The 18,981-nt window shown below is 37.7% G+C and carries 19 protein-coding genes, 2 tRNA genes and 1 other RNA gene; 18 read left to right on the top strand and 4 right to left on the bottom strand.

Annotation, left to right across the window (positions count from 1 at the left end):
• Positions 1 to 61: 61 nt before the first annotated feature.
• Together VGT41_02155 and topA are read right to left on the bottom strand one after the other, a co-directional pair.
• Positions 62 to 397: a hypothetical protein gene (locus tag VGT41_02155; GenBank protein HEV2601076.1), complete on the bottom strand. Its 336-nt coding sequence runs from the start codon at positions 395 to 397 to the stop codon at positions 62 to 64.
• 110 nt (positions 398 to 507) lie between these two features.
• Positions 508 to 2,760, bottom strand: a complete 2,253-nt coding sequence (topA, locus tag VGT41_02150; GenBank protein HEV2601075.1) for a type I DNA topoisomerase — start codon at positions 2,758 to 2,760, stop codon at positions 508 to 510.
• A gap of 451 nt (positions 2,761 to 3,211) precedes the next feature.
• Between topA and VGT41_02145 the strand changes: the two genes are divergently transcribed.
• The 17 genes from VGT41_02145 to VGT41_02065 all read left to right on the top strand — a co-directional run bounded on the left by VGT41_02145 (position 3,212) and on the right by VGT41_02065 (position 17,367).
• A complete protein-coding gene (locus VGT41_02145; GenBank protein ID HEV2601074.1) occupies positions 3,212 to 4,153 on the top strand; it encodes a hypothetical protein in 942 nt (313 codons plus the stop codon).
• Between the two features lie 9 nt (positions 4,154 to 4,162).
• Positions 4,163 to 5,098: a hypothetical protein gene (locus tag VGT41_02140; protein HEV2601073.1), complete on the top strand. Its 936-nt coding sequence runs from the start codon at positions 4,163 to 4,165 to the stop codon at positions 5,096 to 5,098.
• A 9-nt stretch (positions 5,099 to 5,107) separates the two neighbouring features.
• The gene (locus VGT41_02135; GenBank protein ID HEV2601072.1) at positions 5,108 to 6,007 is read left to right on the top strand and encodes a hypothetical protein; all 900 of its coding nucleotides are present in this window, start codon (positions 5,108 to 5,110) and stop codon (positions 6,005 to 6,007) included.
• A gap of 9 nt (positions 6,008 to 6,016) precedes the next feature.
• Entirely contained in the window at positions 6,017 to 6,754 is a 738-nt protein-coding gene (locus VGT41_02130) for a lysophospholipid acyltransferase family protein (protein ID HEV2601071.1), read from the top strand.
• Positions 6,751 to 7,740, top strand: coding sequence for a VWA domain-containing protein (locus VGT41_02125; protein ID HEV2601070.1), 990 nt, complete (start codon positions 6,751 to 6,753; stop codon positions 7,738 to 7,740). Before VGT41_02130 ends, VGT41_02125 begins: the two co-directional genes overlap by 4 nt.
• Positions 7,741 to 7,742: 2 nt before the next feature.
• A complete protein-coding gene (locus VGT41_02120; GenBank protein HEV2601069.1) occupies positions 7,743 to 8,741 on the top strand; it encodes a VWA domain-containing protein in 999 nt (332 codons plus the stop codon).
• The gene (locus tag VGT41_02115; protein HEV2601068.1) at positions 8,738 to 9,856 is read left to right on the top strand and encodes a tetratricopeptide repeat protein; all 1,119 of its coding nucleotides are present in this window, start codon (positions 8,738 to 8,740) and stop codon (positions 9,854 to 9,856) included. Before VGT41_02120 ends, VGT41_02115 begins: the two co-directional genes overlap by 4 nt.
• Complete coding sequence (locus tag VGT41_02110; protein HEV2601067.1) at positions 9,837 to 11,603, top strand: BatD family protein; 1,767 nt, start codon at positions 9,837 to 9,839, stop codon at positions 11,601 to 11,603. The genes VGT41_02115 and VGT41_02110 overlap by 20 nt, the downstream gene beginning before the upstream one ends.
• Positions 11,600 to 12,274: a tetratricopeptide repeat protein gene (locus tag VGT41_02105; GenBank protein HEV2601066.1), complete on the top strand. Its 675-nt coding sequence runs from the start codon at positions 11,600 to 11,602 to the stop codon at positions 12,272 to 12,274. Before VGT41_02110 ends, VGT41_02105 begins: the two co-directional genes overlap by 4 nt.
• A gap of 47 nt (positions 12,275 to 12,321) precedes the next feature.
• Complete coding sequence (locus VGT41_02100; protein ID HEV2601065.1) at positions 12,322 to 13,290, top strand: M23 family metallopeptidase; 969 nt, start codon at positions 12,322 to 12,324, stop codon at positions 13,288 to 13,290.
• Between the two features lie 62 nt (positions 13,291 to 13,352).
• Positions 13,353 to 14,261 carry a signal peptidase I gene (lepB, locus tag VGT41_02095; GenBank protein HEV2601064.1) on the top strand — a complete coding sequence of 303 codons (909 nt, stop codon included), beginning with the start codon at positions 13,353 to 13,355 and terminating at the stop codon, positions 14,259 to 14,261.
• Between the two features lie 145 nt (positions 14,262 to 14,406).
• A tRNA-Cys gene (locus VGT41_02090) sits at positions 14,407 to 14,480 on the top strand.
• Positions 14,481 to 14,510: 30 nt separating this feature from the next.
• Positions 14,511 to 14,599 (top strand) — tRNA-Leu (locus tag VGT41_02085).
• A gap of 107 nt (positions 14,600 to 14,706) precedes the next feature.
• Entirely contained in the window at positions 14,707 to 14,982 is a 276-nt protein-coding gene (locus VGT41_02080; protein ID HEV2601063.1) for an HU family DNA-binding protein, read from the top strand.
• A 153-nt stretch (positions 14,983 to 15,135) separates the two neighbouring features.
• The gene (locus VGT41_02075; GenBank protein ID HEV2601062.1) at positions 15,136 to 15,621 is read left to right on the top strand and encodes an FUN14 domain-containing protein; all 486 of its coding nucleotides are present in this window, start codon (positions 15,136 to 15,138) and stop codon (positions 15,619 to 15,621) included.
• Between the two features lie 15 nt (positions 15,622 to 15,636).
• The gene (locus VGT41_02070; protein ID HEV2601061.1) at positions 15,637 to 16,188 is read left to right on the top strand and encodes a hypothetical protein; all 552 of its coding nucleotides are present in this window, start codon (positions 15,637 to 15,639) and stop codon (positions 16,186 to 16,188) included.
• Complete coding sequence (locus VGT41_02065; GenBank protein HEV2601060.1) at positions 16,189 to 17,367, top strand: GspE/PulE family protein; 1,179 nt, start codon at positions 16,189 to 16,191, stop codon at positions 17,365 to 17,367. It begins immediately after the preceding gene.
• A 76-nt stretch (positions 17,368 to 17,443) separates the two neighbouring features.
• Here the strand turns inward: VGT41_02065 and VGT41_02060 are convergent, their stop codons facing one another.
• A complete protein-coding gene (locus tag VGT41_02060) occupies positions 17,444 to 17,623 on the bottom strand; it encodes a DUF5679 domain-containing protein (GenBank protein HEV2601059.1) in 180 nt (59 codons plus the stop codon).
• Between the two features lie 177 nt (positions 17,624 to 17,800).
• Between VGT41_02060 and ssrA the strand changes: the two genes are divergently transcribed.
• Positions 17,801 to 18,211, top strand: a transfer-messenger RNA (tmRNA) gene (gene ssrA / locus VGT41_02055).
• A 193-nt stretch (positions 18,212 to 18,404) separates the two neighbouring features.
• Here ssrA and VGT41_02050 read toward each other — a convergent pair.
• On the bottom strand, positions 18,405 to 18,965 hold the full coding sequence (locus VGT41_02050; GenBank protein ID HEV2601058.1) for a hypothetical protein: 561 nt from the start codon (positions 18,963 to 18,965) through the stop codon (positions 18,405 to 18,407).
• Positions 18,966 to 18,981 lie beyond the last annotated feature (16 nt).

Below are 18,981 nucleotides of genomic sequence, written 5' to 3'. Positions count from 1 at the left end.
ATCATTTTGTTTTTATTAAGGTTTTTAATACAGTCTAAAATGGTATACAGTCAAAGCCGTTTTATTGATGTAAACTGTCTAATTTTCGACGCAATCTGGCCTGAGCTGCAAGTTGCCTTGCCATTGGGGAATTATTAGACTTAAGAAAGCTGTCAAGCTCTCGTTTTGCTTGTTGGTTGTCTTTTCTGTTTTTCTGCCTGTCGTAATTGAATTCTAGGCCCCCCTGTAAGGCTTTTTGCGCTTCCTCAGCAGAAATATTCGGTTTTTTGCCTAATAAAGTTGTGAGTTGTTCAATGGCGAGTCTACCCATGACGTTTTCATCTGGATTTGCCGAAAGCAATGGGTTGCCGTAAAAAATTGTTAGCGTGGTAGTTGCAAGTATGAACATGTATTTCATAATTTTATACTTTGACTTAAATAAACACATTTTATAATCCAATACTATTGAGCTATAGTAGCCTGCGCATTCAGATTGTCAATAATCTGTGTAGTTTGTTGGTCAAATAACTATTTTTTATATCCACATGTTTTGTCATTACAAGATAGGGAAACGGTGCCATCTTTTGCGGTCTTTTTGACTAAAAATGGTAGCTTGCATTTTGGACACGGTTTTTCTTCTATCTCGCCAAAAATAGCGAATTTACATTTTGGATATGAGCTACATCCCCAGAAACTGCCTCCGCGCCAGCGTCGTTCTACGATATCGCCGCCGCATGATGGACAAGGGAAATTCGCTTTGTTCTGTTTGATATATTTACAGTCAGGGTATCCGGAGCAGGCGATGAATGTACCAAACTTACCACTCATTTGTCGTAATTGACTGCCACATTTTGGACATTTTTCATCTAAAAGTTGTGGCTTTTCAGTTTCTATTAGTTCGATTACTCCTTCTTCATTCCGTCTGAAGTTTGAAGTGAATGTGCAATCAGGGTATCCCATGCACCCCAAAAATTCGCCCGTTCTGCCAAATTTGATACTGAGTTTATTTTTTTTGCAGGTAGGGCAGTCCACATCAGTTACAATAGCCTGCTTTTTTGTGCTACCGTCTTTACTCTTGCCCGTAAACTTCTTTAACTCTTTTTGAAAACTTTTATAAAATGTATGTAAAAGTTTATCTCGTTCGAGCTCCCCGTTGGCAATTTTATCAAGATCGAGCTCCATATTTGCAGTAAATTTTATATCCATGATATCAGGGAAATTTTCCGTGAGCATAGTTGTTACTGCAAAGCCAAGTTCTGTCGGGGTAAATCTTTTTTTACTGTCTATCACCACGTATTTACGTGCTTGAATGGTGCTGAGTGTTGCTGAGTAGGTACTTGGTCTGCCAATACCTTCTTTTTCCATTTCTTTAATAAGCGATGCTTCAGAATATTTTGGAGGAGGTTGTGTGAAGTGTTGTTTTGGATCAAGTTTTTCAAGAGCAAGAGCATCTTTTTCTTTGAGCGTAGGAGGTAATACTACCTTATCTTCTTTTTCCTCTTTTTCATCATCATATACTTTCAAAAAACCATCAAAAATTAAGGTTGAACCGGTAACTTTAAACGTATACTTATCCGCAATAATAGTAACCTGTCGTTGTGCATATTCTGCTGGTTTCATTTGGCATGCAACAAATCGGCGCCAAATAAGTTCATATAAACGCGCAGCATCTTTTGGCGCATATCTTTTAACTTGTTCGGGGGTGATATTCACATCAACCGGTCTGATGGCTTCGTGTGCATCTTGCGTGGCTTCCTTGCCGGTTGTATAAATATTTGCTTTGGTTGGTAAATAATCTTTAGAAAAATGTTTTCCAATATATGATCGGGCTTGAGTAATTGCGCTTTCTGAGATTCGTTTAGAATCGGTACGCATGTAGGTGATTAACGCAACAGGTGTTGATTCATCTTCAAGCGGCATACCTTCATATAATTTTTGAGCGATTTGCATTGTTTTTTTAGCAGTAAAACCAAGTTGGTTAAAAGCGGCTTGTTGTATGGTACTGGTCATAAACGGCGCAACAGGATTTTTGATGCGCTTTTTATCAACAATAGAATCAATCGAATAATCAAGATCTTTGAGTTCTTTTAGAATCTCATTGGCCTGTTTTTCATTGTTAATTTCTGCTTTCTTTTTGCCAATGTGTGTTAAAGCAGCTTCAATTTTAGATTTTAGATGTTTAAAGATGCCGGTGATGCTCCAATATTCTTCTGGTTTAAAGCTGCGAATAGCCTCTTCTCGTTCGCAAACCAGGCGTAAAACTACCGATTGTACGCGACCAGCAGAGGTACCCGTAGCAACTTTTTTCCATAAAATAGGAGACACTTCATAACCTACCCAGCGATCAAGAATACGACGAGCTTGTTGTGCAGCGACTTTCTTTTCATCAATGTGCCCAGGGTTTTCCACCGCCTCGATAACAACTGGCTTGGTAATTTCGTTAAAGGAGATGCGGTGTATTTTTTTTGGATCTTTAACGACCTTTTCTATCTCTTTGCCAATATGCCATGCGATGATTTCTCCTTCACGGTCAGGATCGGGCGCAATATAGATATCATCAGAAGTAGAGGCCTGTTTGCAGATATCCGCAATAACTTTCTTCTTATCATCCAAAGTTACGTATTCAAGTTCAATAGAGTCGTCCTTCATGGTAATGCCCAGTTTTTTTGTCGGCAAATCCTTGATATGGCCGACGGTGGACATAATGACAAACTCTTTACCCAAGAACTTTTGGATAGTTTTTATTTTTGCGGGTGACTCTACAATTAACAGTTTTTTCATACTCTATACTTTTCGTTGGGGCATCCCTCTGCCCGTTCCTTGGCCATTTAAATGACACATTTTATAATAAATTTTGTTTCGCTTCTTGCAAGTTATCATTCATAATAAATCAAATATTTTCTAAATGTCAAACATTTTAAGGATTGGGGGGTAAAAAGTCTCATATATAGCATTTTTTTATCTGTTGGGCATGGGTAATGATGGTTCGATTGATCGGGACGGAGCTGGCTTTGGCCGTGTTTACGATAAAATCTCCAAAGGTTGTTTAGTATAATAAGAACGTAGGATGATGCAATTATTTAAGAAAGTAAAATAATATTGGATTTAAGGGAGGTTTTATTAGGAGAAGAGCCAATTTTGGATATTTTTGCTTTTATCATTGCTTGCGATTATGGAGAGACTCTTTAAAATAGAAGCGGTTAGTAGTGAATAAAAAAATAAAGGAATGTTAATGAATATAATGTCTGAATGGAAAGATTCATTATCGTTGTTGAAGCCAGCAAATTTAAAACTTTTTTTATTGGTCACGCTTAATACGCTGCGGCAAACATTTGTAGCGAGGTTGCGGTATTCTTGGCCTCTGATAGTGCTTTATAGCGCTACGGCTTTATTATTTTTATTTCCACCAAGAGCATCAGTGGGGGAAGTGTTTAAAGTGATTCAAGGGTACATTGTGCTTTTGGGTATGATTCTCTTAGCATATCAGAAGTATTCAATTTGGTTACGGTATTATTGTAGATTTGTCATCCTCTATTTGTTGCTTGGAATTCTGGGTTATCTTTTCCTGTTTGTTAATCCGAAAGCATATGAGGCTTCGTGGATTGTGATTGGGATACTTGTTTTGTTAGTTGAGTTTGTTATCGCAATGCGTCCATCGGTGGGTCTTAAAAATTATGAGTATTTTGATCAGTATGTTTTTCACAGTATAATTTCTGTTGCTTTACTGAATGGGATTTGGCAGTTGTACAGGACGTTGTACCAGGTATTAGTGTTACCGCACTCTATTGTTCTTAACAGCATGTTATTACTTGTTATAGCAATGATAAGTACATTTATGATTATGTTTTTTTTGGATGGTAAATTATCTCTTAAAAATTTACTGTGTTCAATATATAGAGCATTAAAAATGTTTTTTTATAATTTTCCTTTTATATGTTTATCATTGTTGTTGATAGAGGGTTTGTTATTAGGGTTTATGACATTGTTTCTTTATGTAGTTAGTTGGTTGCATCGACTTGTAAATCCAACTGAGTATCTTAATGTTTATACAGTACTTTTTATTGTTCCATTGTACCTATTCTTCTTTTGTATTGTCCTTTTTACTATCTGCTTCTTCGGTAATTTGTATGTTAAAAAATCGCAAGAGCAATATAAACTTTATTTTGATAAATAAGGAAGATTAATGAATATATGGTCTGAGTGGCAAGATTCATTGTCGTTACTGTATCCTGCGAATATAAAACTGTTTTTATTGGTGACGCTTAATACGCTGCGGCAAACCTTTGTGGTGTGGGTACGATATTATTGGTCTTTGATATTGTTATATAGCATATTTACGGCCTATGCCGTATCTCCTGGGCTTGGCAAAGACATTGATTATCTTGTGAATGGATTGCTGTTTTGGAGTGTACTAGTTGCTGTAGTACATCGAAAGTTTTTCGTATGGTTAGGGTACAATTTGCTAGTATTATTTTTGTGTTTATGGCTTAGTTTCTTGAAATGGATAAGTGTTGGCATATTGAAATTGACTAATGTGGAAACGTTTGATGTTTTCTTTATTACGATTGGGGCGCTTGTCTTATTAGTAGGCTTTATTATAGCAATGCGTCCGTCAGTAGGTCTTAAAAATTATCAGTATTTTGACCAATATGTTTTTCACAGCATGATCTCTGTTGCTTTGTTATATGGGATTATGCAGTTGTACGGGACAATATATTCGCCAGATTACGCTGTTAGTACCTTAATCTTATTTATGATTATGGCAGTTGTGAGCCTATTTTCGATTATGTTTTTTTTGGATGGCAAAGTATCGATTAAAAATGTACTATGCTCCATCTATAGAGCATTAAAAATGTTTTTCTATAATCTTCCTTTTATATGTATATCATTGTTATTGGGATTTGCGTTGTTTTTAGCAGTAGGAATTTTGTTTATTGCCGCGGTGTATGGTCTTGGTTTATTAGCAAATACAGCTATGTATCATAGAGTTTCTAATGGGCTTATTAATGTCGTTTTTCCATTCTATCATGTTTGTGCAGCTTTATGTGGCATCTGTTTCTTCGGTAATTTGTATGTTAAAAAATCGCAAGAGCAATATAAACTTTATTTTGATAAATAAGGAAGATTAATGAACATACTGTCTGAATGGAAAGATTCATTATCCTTATTATATCCTGCAAATATAAAACTGTTCTTATTGGTCACGCTTAATACGCTGCGGCAAACCTTTGTGGTTTGGATTCGATATTATTGGTCCTTCATCTTGTTATATAGCGTATTTGCGGTTTCTGTTTTGTTTCCAGAGTTTGGTCTGGTAGAACTTGGATATGGATTGTTGTTTTGGGGTACGATTATTCTAACCTATCAAAAGTTTTCAATGTGGTTGCTATATTACTGGATGTTGTTGTTGCTGGTTTGGTTTCTTTTACCATTGAGACTGATTAATGTAAAAGAGTTTGAATCTTTTTTGATTACGATTGGACTCCTGATTTTATTAGTAGAATTCATTATCGGAATGCGTCCTTCGGTGGGACTTAAAAATTATGAGTATTTTGATCAGTATGCTTTTCATAGCATAATCTCTGTTGCTTTATTATATGGAGTTTGGCAGTTGTGCGGGGCAATGTATTCACCGAATTACGCAGGCACTGTTTTTATCTTGTTATTGATGGTTATGGCAGTTTTGAGTATGTTTACGATTATGTTTTTTTTGGATGGCAAAGTATCTATTAAAAATTTATTATGCTCAATCTATAGAGCATTAAAAATGTTTCTTTATAATCTTCCGTTTATATGCTTATTATTGTTGTTAGGAAGTGTAGCATTTTTAGCGATCAGTAAGTTATTTTTTGGCGTGGTGATCTGGTTGGCTAGCTTGGTAAATATAGCCATGTATCCTAATACAGTATTTTCTGATGTATTAATCTCGGCATTTCTTTTTTGTGTTGCTTTAGTTGCAATCTGTTTCTTTGGTAATTTATATGTTAAAAAATCGCAAGAGCAATATAAACTTTATTTTGATAAATAAGGAATCTAAATGAGAGTTGCTACTATTTTTGCCTTTCTTCATACCGTTATTTCTTCGATGTTATTTCTCATTTTGCTCGCAATTATATTTATACCATTGTTGATTTGTTTGTTGGTACCAGAAAAATATCGCTTTGATAATCCGGTGTTGTATTGGATTGGTAGTTTTTTTTATTGGGCATCGCTGAAAATTATGTTGGTGCCGATTAAAATAAAAGGGGAGTGTGGAATCCCGTATGATCCAGCGATTATAATTGCTAATCATGAATCTGCACTTGATATTCCTTTGCTTGGGGCGCTTATGCATGGACATCCGCATATTTGGTTAGCAACGAATCATCTTTTTAGATTGCCATTGTTTTCATTCTTTTTACCGCGTGCGACGGTGGTAGTTGATATAGAGTCTCCGACGAAAGGTATGCGCTCCTTACTGAAAGCGATAAATTTAGTAAAAAATAGACAAACTCATATTGTTCTGTTTCCCGAAGGAGGACGATATCAGGATGAGTTTGTGCACGATTTTTATAATGGTTTTGTGTTGCTTGCAAAAAGAACAGGAAAGCCGGTAATTCCAGTGCGCTTATTTAATGCAGGTAAAGTGTATCCCGTGCATTCTAATTTGATGGGGTGGCATACGGTAACGGTTGTGATAGGTAAACCATTTATCTATCAAGTTGAAGAAACGGATGAGCAGTTTAAGCAGCGTGTTGTTCAGTGGTTTGTTGATCAAAAAGAGGAACAGGCGTGAATTTGTCTTTGCATTTTACATACCCATTGGTTTTATATATTGGTATACCAGTTGTTTTGTTGTTTGCATTGATTCGGTGTAAGTATTACGCGGGATTTCGATATACCTATTCATTAGCATCATCATTGCATACGCATGGTGCTGTTTCGCATCATCCCTATAAAAAGATTTTGTATATTACGCGGTTAACTACATTACTCATGTTTGTTTTTTTGTTAGCCAAGCCACAACTAATTGATCCGAAATCAAATGTAGTAGTGAATGGTATTGACATTGTGTTGGTATTAGATATTTCAGGAAGTATGAATTTACCGCACCATGGGCACGATGAGCGTTCCCGTATTACGGTTGCAAAAGAAGAAGCGATTCGTTTTATAAAAAAGCGTACTAACGATGCAATAGGAATTGTTTTATTTGGTAATGATGCGTTAAGTCGTTGCCCGCTTACGGTTGATAAAAAGATTCTTACCGAGATAGTTCGTGATGTAGAGATTGGGCTGGTTAATCCAGAAGGAACGGTCATAGCGCAAGCAATTATAACTGCAGCGAATCGATTACGGTATTCAAAAGCGGCAAGTAAAATTATGATTTTGTTAACAGATGGTGAGCCGAGCGGAAATGATATAAATCCAGATATCGCTATTCAGGCTGCACAACAGTTAGGAATAAAAATTTATACCATAGGCATTGGTTCAGATATGCAGGATATGCGCACCCTTTTATTGGGATTCCCCGTGCAACATAGTTCATTTAATGTTGCATTGCTTGAACGATTTGCCCGTGAAACAGGAGGGAGATTTTTTCAGGCGAAAGATGCAAAGGATATGCGTATGATTTATGATACCATTGATGCATTGGAAAAAACGGAGATAGAATCATCTATTTTTAGCACCTGTTATGATTGGTTTATACCGTTTGTCTGCATAGCTGCAGCATTATTGTTTTTTGAATTGTGTATGACAACATTTATTTGGTTTGGCGTATAAATATGAATATAGGAATTACGTGGGGAGCATTAGATCGTCTTATATGGTCTCCAATATTAGTAGTGGTTGCGATTTTGCTAATATACCGATTGTATAAAACGAAAATGGTAGTTCGTTTGCTTGCGGTACTGCAGCATGAATCTCGACTACTACTTGGTTTTTCTCAGAAAAAAATGAAGCTTAAAGCATTGTTATTTTTTTTAGGTTCGGTTGCATTGTTTCTTGTTGTATTAGAACCACAATGGAATAAAAAAGAGCATGTTGTTGCACAAGAAGGACGAGATCTTTTTATAGCATTAGATATTTCTCGAAGCATGCTTGTGCAAGATTGTAAGCCCGATCGTTTGAGCTGTGCAAAAGAAAAAATAAAATCATTGATCAAGTATCTTTCATGTGAGCGAATAGGCCTTATTTTATTTTCAGGATCTACCTTTGTGCAATGTCCTTTGACAGCAGATTATGGTGCATTTGAGATGTTTTTAAATCAGATTGATGTAGAAACAATTTCTTCTGGAACTACGGCTCTTGATGCGGCAATAAAAAAAGCAATTGCTGCATTTCAGACGACGCCAGATCAAAAAAATAGATTATTAGTTGTGTTTACTGATGGAGAAGATTTTTCGAGTAATCTTGCAGGAGTCAAACAACAAGCAGCACAAGTCGGTATGCATATTTTTACTATTGGTGTTGGCACAACGCAGGGAGCCCCTATTCCTTTGTTTGATGTGCGAGGCAATCACATGGGCCATCAACGTAATCAAAAAGGTGGCGTGGTCATCTCTCGTCTTAATGAAGATATTCTCCGTGCGCTGTCACTTGATTCTGGTGGCATTTATATTAAAATGACAGACGATGATTCTGACGTGCGCTCGCTTATATCGCACGTGAATCGTTTTGAAAAAGAGAAATTTGATGATAAGAAAATAGCATTATTTGAACAGCAATATCCTTATTTTATCGCGGGCAGTTTTGGTTTTTTTTTGATGGAATGGTTTCTATGATGAATCGCTTTGTGTTTATTATTCTATATTTGTTTTTGTTCTCATCTTTCCCCTTACATGCTCTCTTTGAACGTGATAAAGCTGCATATGCAGGTCAGCGTGCAGAATGGGAAAAAGCTCGTGAGATTTTAACGCCACTGGTGGTGAATAATGTTGATGATTTTGTTTTATTATATGATATGGGAGTTGCGTCATATAAAGTTGGCGATTATGAACATGCGCAAGGTTATTTTGATGCAGTAATTAATGCGCAGTCAATTACTGATCAATTAAAAGAACAAGCGTGTTTTAATGCAGGAAACAGTGCCGTTCAACGAAAACAACTCGATGATGCCATTGCCTATTATGAGCACGCATTATCTATCGTTCCTAATAATGAACGGACAAAGCACAACTTGGAGATTGTAAAAAAAATGCGTGATGAGCAAAAGAAAAAAAAAGAGCAAGAAAAAGAGCAGAACGACGAGCAGAAAAATAAAAATCAGGATAAACAAGAACAGCAAAAGGATCAGCAAGATAAAAAGCACGATGATAAACAACAAGATTCTTCAGGTAATGACGAACAACAGAATGATGCCCAGCGAGATCAAGATCGTAATGATGGAAATCAGCAAAAGAACAAGCAGAATCAACAGCCGGACCAGTCTGGATCAAACGAAGAACAGCACAGCAAGCAGCAGTCCGACCAAAACAAAGAACAAGGCGGAAATCCACAGAACCGGCAGAACAATGAAAAGAAACAGCAGCAACAACAGCAAGGGCAAAAGGATCTTGAAGGTGATTTGCAAGATAAGCCAGGTAATGAACATAAGAATCAAAATGAACATAAAACTCACAACCAAAATGAAAAGAACGATACACAAAATATAGCTAAAGACAGTAAACAGAATACGGCTGAACAAAAAAAAGAACAAGCTGATGCAGCTGCAGCAGGTAAACAGGGAGGACAAAAAATGGCAGCAGTGGAACGCACAGATGCATTAAATACGGTTGATGAGTGGCTTGCAACGATTTTAAAAAAGCGTGAAGAGGACGATGCGCAGTTAAATAAATGTATGATTAAGGCGGCAGTAGGAGAACAATTAGCGGGGCAAGATGGACAAAATTGTTGGTAAAATAGTATTACTCGTTTCATTGGTAATGCAATCTGTTGTGATGCATGCAGATGTGACATTACGAGCGCGAGATGCGAATGGAAAACCATTAGAACAGATTGTGATTGGGCGAGAATTTATTGTAGAGGTTGTATTAGATGGAGAGCATAGTCGTGTGCGCAATCCGATTGTTGATAACTTGAAATCATTGAATGTTGTAGCGCAATCAACACAGATGCAAACTATGAATGGAGTAACGACTGTTTCATATCGATATACGGTGATAGGAGAACCACTTGGAGTTCTGACCATTGGTCCAGTATATGTTGTGCATAATAATAAGAAGGTAGAATCTAACGTATTGACTGTTGCGGTGGTTGACCATCAACTTGAGCAATCTGATAGAACAATGGTAGATGATGAAGCTCTAGTTATGGTGCGATTAGTATGTGATAAAAAACAAGTGGTAGTTGGAGAGACCGTTCGCTGTTCGCTGCAGTATCTTTATAAGGATGAACGGGTTAATCTCATTGGGGTTGAAGAACCGAGATGGGGCAAGTGCCATGTGAATAAGCAGGGGGATTCTAGAGCTACGACTGAACTTGTTGATGGTGTTGAATATGATTGTCTGACAACGTCATGGGATATGCATGTCATGGAGCCAGGGACTGTTACTATCCCAGGAGTACGAGCAGATGTGCAGGTGCCAGTATCACCGAGAGATCGTTTTGATCAGTATTCTTTTTTCTTTAGAACGAGTCACCAAAAAAAACGATTATATTCTAATGCAGTAAACCTTATCGTTGATCCATTGCCTGAGTATAATGGCACTGTGCATGCAGTTGGATCGTTTTCTCAGTTGAAAGCATCATTAAAACCGACCGTTGCTAAAATAGGTGAAGGGATGGTGTTTTCTTTGTCTGCTCGATGGTCAAAATATTGTAATATTATTGAAGCGCCAACAATATTACAGATTCCTGAAGGGTTTACGTCATATGATTCAAAGCAATCTACTACGCATGTATCACCAGATGAAGGTGTTGTATCTTTTGAATATATTATGCAAGGTATGAAGCCGGGTGATTGGGAAATTCCATCGCAAACATTTACCTATTTTGATATAAAAACGCGCAATTATATAACGTTGAGTAGTGAGCCGTTATCAGTGACTATTCTTGGTACAGCGCTATCGAGAAAAAATGAGTTAGGCTCTTCAGCGGGTGCACAGCAGGTAGAAAGTGGTAATATTACTACTGCAAATGGGCAGTCTGATCAGCATAATGATATTCATTCTATTATTTCGAATGATATATGGTATAGCAGATCGGTGCGCGAAATTCCGCTGTCATTTTTTTTGCTGTTATTATTGGTGCCAATATTAGGGATTATTTTTTTTCTATTGCAGAGCATGTGGCTCTGGTATAAAGATAAAAATGAGTTAGTTATACGTAAAAAAAGAGGCTTTATGCTTGCTCGTCGCGCATTACAACAAGCAGAACAGCAGCATGCCGCGGGACAATTATATTTTATCTTTATACAGTTATTTGTTGCCCGTTTTGGATTACCAGAAAGCGCTCTTTCTCAGGATGTGATAGCAGAACGTTTGGCACGCGCAGGAATGTTGGTTGATGACATTCATGCATGGAACAGTTTTTTTTCTCAGATTGCAGAGTTGGTATTTTTTAATAAAACGATTGATGATCAATCGGCTATTGCATTATTTACGCAAGCACATGCATGGTTAACCGTATTTGAGCAAACGATATGAAACCAAACACGATTACTAATCAAGAGCTGTTTTTAACAGGTCACGCATTGTATAATGATCGTTTATATGATCAGGCGCTTGCGACGTATCAATTGATTTCTGATAAAGGTGCCGCAGCTTGGTTTAATATGGGTTGTTGCGCGTATCGGTTAAACAATTATCCAGAGGCCCGTTTGTATTGGAAGCGTGCAGAACGTCAAGCGCCAACATCATTGTATTATGATATACACTATAATATGCGTTTTTTAGATCAACAGCTTGGTTTGCCTGTTATTGCACCAGCTAAAATAGAGATAGTAAGCAATAAGATGCAGTATGTGCCATTTTGGGGATTGCAGCTACTGTTTTTATCGGTTTGGGTGTATTTTTTTTTACTAATAAAAAGATGGGCTTTGTATAGACGATATGGTACAGTTATAGCTCTTTTGTCTGTGCAGTTATTGTTGGGTTATCTGGTGTGGCATCGGTATCGTCAAATGCATGATGTGGTAGTGATTGCCAAAGAGTCGGTTATCTCTTTGTACGCGGGGGCAGATAAGAGATATCATGTAGTAGGGCAAGTGCCGAGCGCTGCGCAGATGCAACGACTTTGTAAATGTGGCGATTGGTATAAAGTCCAATATGGTGAACTGATAGGATGGACCCACAAAGATACTTGTTTTGATGTATGACGGATGTACGAAGTAGTGTAGAGAGTATCTAATATGTTAAATAACCTATGAATAGTATAAAAACTATTTTTTTTGTTTTTATTGCGTTTGTTATGACGATAACAACAGGCCTCTTATGGTTTGAGTATCGTTTTTTCAAACAAGAATCTAATAAGATGCAGATGATCCAGCAGGATTATCAGAATCATTTGACGGCAATTAAAAAGTTGTTTGTTGAATATGCATATCTTAAAGATCTTTTTGAGCAACGTGACGATAAAGACGAAAAAAAAAAAAGTAGTTACGACGAGCAATTGATGGCATATGCTCTGCCTCAAGATGCAAATATTTTTTCATCAGATAATCCTGATGATAGTGATGCCTTTTGTGTGCTCAATAGAGATGTGGAGCATTTGCATCATAAAACAGTGCAGTATTATACTAAGCAGGGATACAAAGACGTATTAGAGCATATCACGCCTGATATGTGGGCTGAGTATACTGATACCGTGCTTGAGAGATCTGTTATAAAACCACAGAAAAAAAAGAGAGCAAAAAAAGCGCAACGTCCGGTTGTTGCCGGTAAAGCGGCTCAAAAACCGAGACATGTAAATCAAAATGTTGCTCATGACATTAATTTATCATGGCCGATAAAGCGTTCAGATTTTTGGCTAAGTTCATTATTTGGTCCGCGTAAAAAAGCAAATGGATCTTCTGGGTATCATTATGGTATTGATATGGCTTCAGTAAAAGGAACTCCAGTGTATGTAGCAGCAGATGGTGTAGTAATTGAAGCGCGATATGCTTCAGGATATGGCAACACTATTTTGGTAGCACATACTAATAAATATCGTACGCGGTATGCTCATCTTGATAAAATTTTGGTACGGGTGGGTATGAAAATTAAGCGGGGTGCGTTAATTGGACGAGTAGGCGATACCGGTTCAGTACGTAAACGAGGTGCGGATGCGTCACATTTACATTTTGAGCTTCATGCTTTTGGTACACAGGTAAATCCGTTGTATTTTTTAAGTTGATAAATATACAAGATTAGTTACGTTATAGGTAGTAGAAATGCTGAATAATAGAAGGATTATATATGAATATACAGCAACAAGAACAGAGTTGGGGTTCACTCTTTAAAGAATTAGCGCTACTGCTTTTTATCGTTTTTCTTGTGCGAACATTTGGATTTGGTTTATACCAAGTGCCAACCGGTTCAATGGAAACAACGATGTTAGTAGGAGAGCGATTCTTTGCGGACAAATTTACGTATCTATTTTCTAAACCACAACGGGGAGACATCATATCTTTTAATGATCCAACATTTGCATATTCAAAAAATCCAATAGTACGTACCTATCAAGAGTATGTGGGATGGCCAATATGGCCGTTTGGACCTGCCAACTGGACCAAGCGAGTAATTGGCATTCCGGGCGATCATGTAAAGGGAGTGATAGAAGATGGTAAACCGGTTGTGTATGTGAATGATAAAAAATTGGATGAACCGTATTTAAATAAATACCCATTGCTTGTTGTTAACGCAGAAGAGGGTGTGAGTGTTAAATCATATGATCCGAAAATATCAGATATGGATCAGCCATTTTATCGAATTCATCCGCAAGAACCTGTGTGTGTACGCCCAGATATTATGGTTGGAGAGGGAATAACGATTACTCCAGAAAGACGTATTTTAAAAGAGCCTGGTAAGCCGATTTCACCAATGTCCGGATGTTCTGCTCGTCGTAATGCAGGTTGGAATGGCACTGATGAATATGATGTAACTCTTGGCCAAGATAATTACTGGTTGATGGGAGACAATCGTCAAGGCAGCAAGGATTGTCGGGTGGTAGGCCCGATAGATGGGCGATTGATTCATGGAAAAATTGTGTTCCGTATATGGTCAGTTGATAGTGAAGAATCGTGGTGGATTGTCGATTTAATTAAGCATCCGGTCGATTTCTGGAGCCGTATGCGCTGGGGGCGTTTTTTTCAAAAGGTTAATTAATCCACTTTTTGTTGCAGATTTATAATGATGTGATACATTAATGGACATGAAATTGTTACTGATCACATAATTTTTAACTTATGATGTGAAATAACAGCTTTTTAAAAGGATTTGTTTGCACGTAACAGTGTAGCAATCGTAGTAAGGCGGCATAGCCAAGTGGTAAGGCGTGGGACTGCAAATCCCTGATCCCCGGTTCAAATCCGGGTGCCGCCTCCAAAGAATTGAAATTTGAAATAAAGTTGGTGTGCCGTGGTGGCGGAATTTGGTAGACGCAAAGGACTTAAAATCCTTCGGGTGTTATGCCTGTGCCGGTTCGAGTCCGGCCCTCGGCACCATATTTTTTTGTGAATGATGTTGGGTATGTTTTGTGAAGTAGTACAAAGTATATGCAATATTATTTGCGGGGAAAACAGTTAAATAAGATACGTAACAAAGGATCACTATGAACAAGGCGGATTTGGTTGAACAAATGGCGAAGGTAAGCAAATTACCTAAATCAGTATGTAAAGATGCTCTAGAAGCTTTTATCACTTCGGTAAGTGCTGCATTAAAGCAAAGCAAGCAAGTTGTATTGACTGGTTTTGGAACTTTTGCAGTTGCTGATCGTAAGAAAAGAACTGGTGTAAATCCTGCGACTGGTAAAAAAATTGAAATCGCAGCGAAAAAAGCGCCAAAGTTTAGAGCAGGAAAAGCATTGAAAGATGCGGTTAACAAATAAATTCTGATCTCTATATAAAAATTCAAGAGGACGTATCTTTTTAGGTACGTCCTCTTATTTTTTTGTAAATTATTGTTATTATGCTCATTCAATTGATATAAGAAGATATCTGGAATGCCAAAATTGTGAGATTGATTATAAAAGGAGAAATGTATGGAGTATAATGGTATAGATATGGAGTTAGCGCAGGGTGTAATGCCAGATTTTGGGATTGCTGATTCGGTGGATGTAATCAACATAGAAGTTGCTAACAATCCAGTAGAGCCAGGTTTTTTAAATAAAGTTCTTGATGTACTCTCTCCAAGCAAATTGATGCAAAAAATGAATCTGTCTAAAGAGATGCTCATGCAGATGGGTGTGGCAGTAGCAGTTGGATTTTTGATTGGTTTTCTTTTAAAAAAATATAGTAAAGTTGTTTTCGTTTTGGTTCTTCTCGGTTTTATTCTGTTTCTGTTACAGCATGGTGGCATATTTTCTATCACTGTGCATTGGGCAAAGATACGAGAACTTTTAAATATTCAGCCGATTGCGCTTTCAAATGAAACAGTTTTGGCGGATTATTGGGATTGGGTAAAGCATCATCTTGGATTAGTAGTTAGCTTTTCTGTAGGATGTGTTGCTGGATTGCGCTTAGCGTAAAAAGGAGATGAGCATATGGAAAGAGAAAAAACATTTGTGCAAGAACTGTGTGAGATTCTTGTTAGACACAATGTCCTTTCAACAGATGATATAACAAAGGTGCATGAATCATTTGAGGAATCATCAATTACTGAATTTGATAATTTTCTCATTGATGAGGGATTGGTTGATCGTGAGTATGTGTTAGCTGCATTATCAGAATATTATCATGTTCCTTATTTTGATATGGAAGGATTTTTTTTTAATTCATTTTTACTGCATAAATTTCCTAAAGATTTTTTATTACGGCATTTGATAATTCCGTTATCTGTTGATGATGATATTTTGATAATGGTTGCGGCAAATCCAAATTATCCGGGGCTTGAAAGTTTATGTAGAACATATGTATCATACGATGTTAACTTTTGGGTTGGTATTGGAACAGATGTTATTGGTACGGTTGAAGAATATTATGATGAATCATTAACTGAAGTTGATATACACGCAGATGATCCTATGTATGAACGTCATGAGCAGGATGAATATCGTGCATTATTGACAGAAACAGACGAAGAGGACGAATTGTAAATGAGCTTGCACATAACTGATCAAGAGCAACTTTCGATTATTCAGCTCGCTGATTTTATTCTTGATAGAGCGATTGAGCAATGCGCATCTGATATACATTTAGAATCAACCGAATCAGGGTTGCGCGTGCGGTATCGAGTTGATGGCATATTATATGATCAGCAAGTGATCGGTAAAGGAAGCATGCAGCAGTTATTATCACGATTGAAAGTGCTTGCGCGTATTGATATTACAGAGCGGCGTGTGCCACAAGATGGGAAATTTAGAGTAGTGCGCGATAATCATGAAATTGATTTGCGAGTCTCTACGTTTCCTTCTATTTATGGTGAAAAAATTGTGATACGTATTTTGGATCGCATGCACAATAATATTCGCCTTGAACAGCTTGGATTTGATGGTGCCATGCTAAACGTGTTTAAAAGTTTGATTCATCGTTCAAGTGGACTTTTTTTGGTAACTGGTCAAACGGGATCAGGAAAAACAACGACATTGTATGCAGCGCTTGCAGAGATAAATGCTACAGAGAAAAATATTATTACGTTAGAAGATCCAGTTGAATATAGCGTTGATGGTATTACGCAAGGGCAAATTCATCCTGAGGCTGGTTTTACCTTTGAAAAAGGAATGCGTGCATTATTGCGGCAGGACCCCGATATTATTATGGTCGGGGAGATTCGCGATAAGCAGACAGGACGTATTGCTATAGAAGCTGCGCTTACTGGTCACTTGGTTTTTTCTACGTTGCATACTAATGATGCGCCCGGTGCGATCATGCGGTTGATGGATATGGGGATTGAACCTTTTTTACTGAATGCGGCAATTACCGGTGTGTTAGCACAGCGACTTGCACGTAAAATTTGTAAAGAATGTCGAATCCCTGCTGAAGTTACGCAAGCGGAGCGGATCGTTCTTGATCGCTGTAATATTAATCCATCGCAGGTTTTTATTGGTAAAGGATGTAAAACCTGTTTTAATTTGGGGTATAAAGGGCGTACGGGAATATTTGAATTGTTGCAAATGACCAGCGAGTTGCGTGGGTTAATAGTTTCTAATCCTATGTTTGATGCAATTTATAATCAGGCGCACGCAGATGGTATGATGACATTTTTTGGTGATGCGCAAAAAAAATTAGAGGCAGGAGTAATCAGCGTACCAGAGCTCGTGCGAATACTATCGTGATACTCTATGATGTACAAAAAAGGGGGCGCTCAGACTGTAATAGCCTGAGCGCCCCCACTGCTTAATGGAGAAAGAGTTATTTCTTTTTAGGTTTAGCAGCGCTTGTTGCACCACCAATTCTAAACATGCCGGTGCCGCATTTTGGGCATTTACCCTTCATTGCCGGGCGTCCGTTTTTTAATACTACTTCTTTTGCATCCTTCATTTCAGCTTTTTTGCGACATTTAACGCAATATGCCTGTACTGCTTCTGCCATTATATATCCTTTTGGTAATGGGATGATTATTACTACTTCCGAATGAGTATAGGCAAGTTAGGTAAGCAGAATCTAGAGTTTGTATAGTCTATGTGAAACATCTTGAAAAAAGATCGTTATTTTTGTGGATTTTTTTTATAAATTTTTTGGTATACTGATGGTATCTTTGAAATTTCTGGGGGCGTACTGGTTTCGACGTATTGATGATGGTTTCAAAAGCATGTCGAGCGTTTACTGAGTGCTCGTAAAACAATTGGTTAAAAACATAAATGCAAACTCTAATCGAGATGCAGAACAGTTATTTAATACACCATATGCGAATACTGGCTTCTATGCCGGTGCAATTGGCGCTTAAATAGTTGTTACTTGTTGGCGGGGCGTGTCTATCAGCTCAGTCAACACGTATAATACAAGATAGAACTTGCAGGCGAGGTTTTTTAGTTGTGTAGCCTGATAAGTATCACAAAACTGGCTTATCTTAAATTTTGTGTTTTCGAGGATCTAGATAAGTATATTCGAAAACTAAGCATGTAGCGTTTGAAATTTGAAGCTTTGCGGACATGGGTTCGATTCCCATCGCCTCCACCAGTCATTTGTGAAGCAAATGCTTGGCAAGCCAGTTTTTCAAAAGTTTTAAAAATTTAAATAGACTCAAATAGCGACGTAAGCTGGCAAGCCAGTTTTTTCAAGGATCTACAAATTTGGAATGATTGGCATCCCAAGAAATTAAAAAAAGCGAATGGCGTTCTTGCCATTCGCTTTTTTCTGTTTAATACAATTTTTATGTAAGCCGGATAACGGTGATAACAGTCCCCTCTTGATTAGTTATGACCCGTATTCCTTTGTATTCGTACTGTTTGGTCATAGCTCTTTTCCCCGCAATACACTTTCCTTTTTTGATTACTCGTTCAACTGTCTTGGGAGAAATACCACGTGGTGTTATATACTTTATAAATTCAGATGACCCATAAGGATATCCTAAAGCAAGTGCCCGTCTTTCTAATTCTAATCGTACTGAAGTGATGTCTGGTGCCATGCGCTCGACGGCATGTTTTGTGTATAAGCGTCCATCAATGATGCGTTGTTCCATAGGATACCAGTGTTTCCATGTCTCTTGCCCATCAGAGCAACTGGTTATGGGTATCTGTCTACTGACATGACATGGTCGTGGGCAGGCGCGGAGTCGGGATTTGCATGGCGCATATCGCATGCTCGGGCGATTTGTTCGGGGGGCTGCTGTGCGTTGTCTGCTGTAATGAGATGCAGTTTCAATCGTTGTTGGGATGGAGATCAACACGTTGCAGAGGATAATCAGTACCACCAGTTTTTTTTGATTGTTCATTTTTTATCTCCTTAAT

The organism is Candidatus Babeliales bacterium, assembly GCA_035944115.1.
Classification (GTDB): Bacteria; Babelota; Babeliae; order Babelales; family Vermiphilaceae; genus DASZBJ01.
This window is presented reverse-complemented; position numbering and strand designations above follow the sequence as displayed.

Bases quoted from the DNA above. Each gene is read 5' to 3' on its own strand.
- topA (HEV2601075.1), bottom strand. From the start codon at position 2,760: ATGAAAAAACTGTTAATTGTAGAGTCACCCGCAAAAATAAAAACTATC.
- VGT41_02115 (HEV2601068.1), top strand. From the start codon at position 8,738: ATGATGAATCGCTTTGTGTTTATTATTCTATATTTGTTTTTGTTCTCA.
- VGT41_02070 (HEV2601061.1), top strand. From the start codon at position 15,637: ATGGAAAGAGAAAAAACATTTGTGCAAGAACTGTGTGAGATTCTTGTT.
- VGT41_02135 (HEV2601072.1), top strand. From the start codon at position 5,108: ATGAACATACTGTCTGAATGGAAAGATTCATTATCCTTATTATATCCT.
- VGT41_02060 (HEV2601059.1), bottom strand. From the start codon at position 17,623: ATGGCAGAAGCAGTACAGGCATATTGCGTTAAATGTCGCAAAAAAGCT.
- lepB (HEV2601064.1), top strand. From the start codon at position 13,353: ATGAATATACAGCAACAAGAACAGAGTTGGGGTTCACTCTTTAAAGAA.
- VGT41_02120 (HEV2601069.1), top strand. From the start codon at position 7,743: ATGAATATAGGAATTACGTGGGGAGCATTAGATCGTCTTATATGGTCT.
- VGT41_02065 (HEV2601060.1), top strand. From the start codon at position 16,189: ATGAGCTTGCACATAACTGATCAAGAGCAACTTTCGATTATTCAGCTC.
- VGT41_02050 (HEV2601058.1), bottom strand. From the start codon at position 18,965: ATGAACAATCAAAAAAAACTGGTGGTACTGATTATCCTCTGCAACGTG.
- VGT41_02100 (HEV2601065.1), top strand. From the start codon at position 12,322: ATGAATAGTATAAAAACTATTTTTTTTGTTTTTATTGCGTTTGTTATG.
- VGT41_02075 (HEV2601062.1), top strand. From the start codon at position 15,136: ATGGAGTATAATGGTATAGATATGGAGTTAGCGCAGGGTGTAATGCCA.
- VGT41_02105 (HEV2601066.1), top strand. From the start codon at position 11,600: ATGAAACCAAACACGATTACTAATCAAGAGCTGTTTTTAACAGGTCAC.
- VGT41_02145 (HEV2601074.1), top strand. From the start codon at position 3,212: ATGAATATAATGTCTGAATGGAAAGATTCATTATCGTTGTTGAAGCCA.
- VGT41_02080 (HEV2601063.1), top strand. From the start codon at position 14,707: ATGAACAAGGCGGATTTGGTTGAACAAATGGCGAAGGTAAGCAAATTA.
- VGT41_02110 (HEV2601067.1), top strand. From the start codon at position 9,837: ATGGACAAAATTGTTGGTAAAATAGTATTACTCGTTTCATTGGTAATG.
- VGT41_02140 (HEV2601073.1), top strand. From the start codon at position 4,163: ATGAATATATGGTCTGAGTGGCAAGATTCATTGTCGTTACTGTATCCT.
- VGT41_02130 (HEV2601071.1), top strand. From the start codon at position 6,017: ATGAGAGTTGCTACTATTTTTGCCTTTCTTCATACCGTTATTTCTTCG.
- VGT41_02155 (HEV2601076.1), bottom strand. From the start codon at position 397: ATGAAATACATGTTCATACTTGCAACTACCACGCTAACAATTTTTTAC.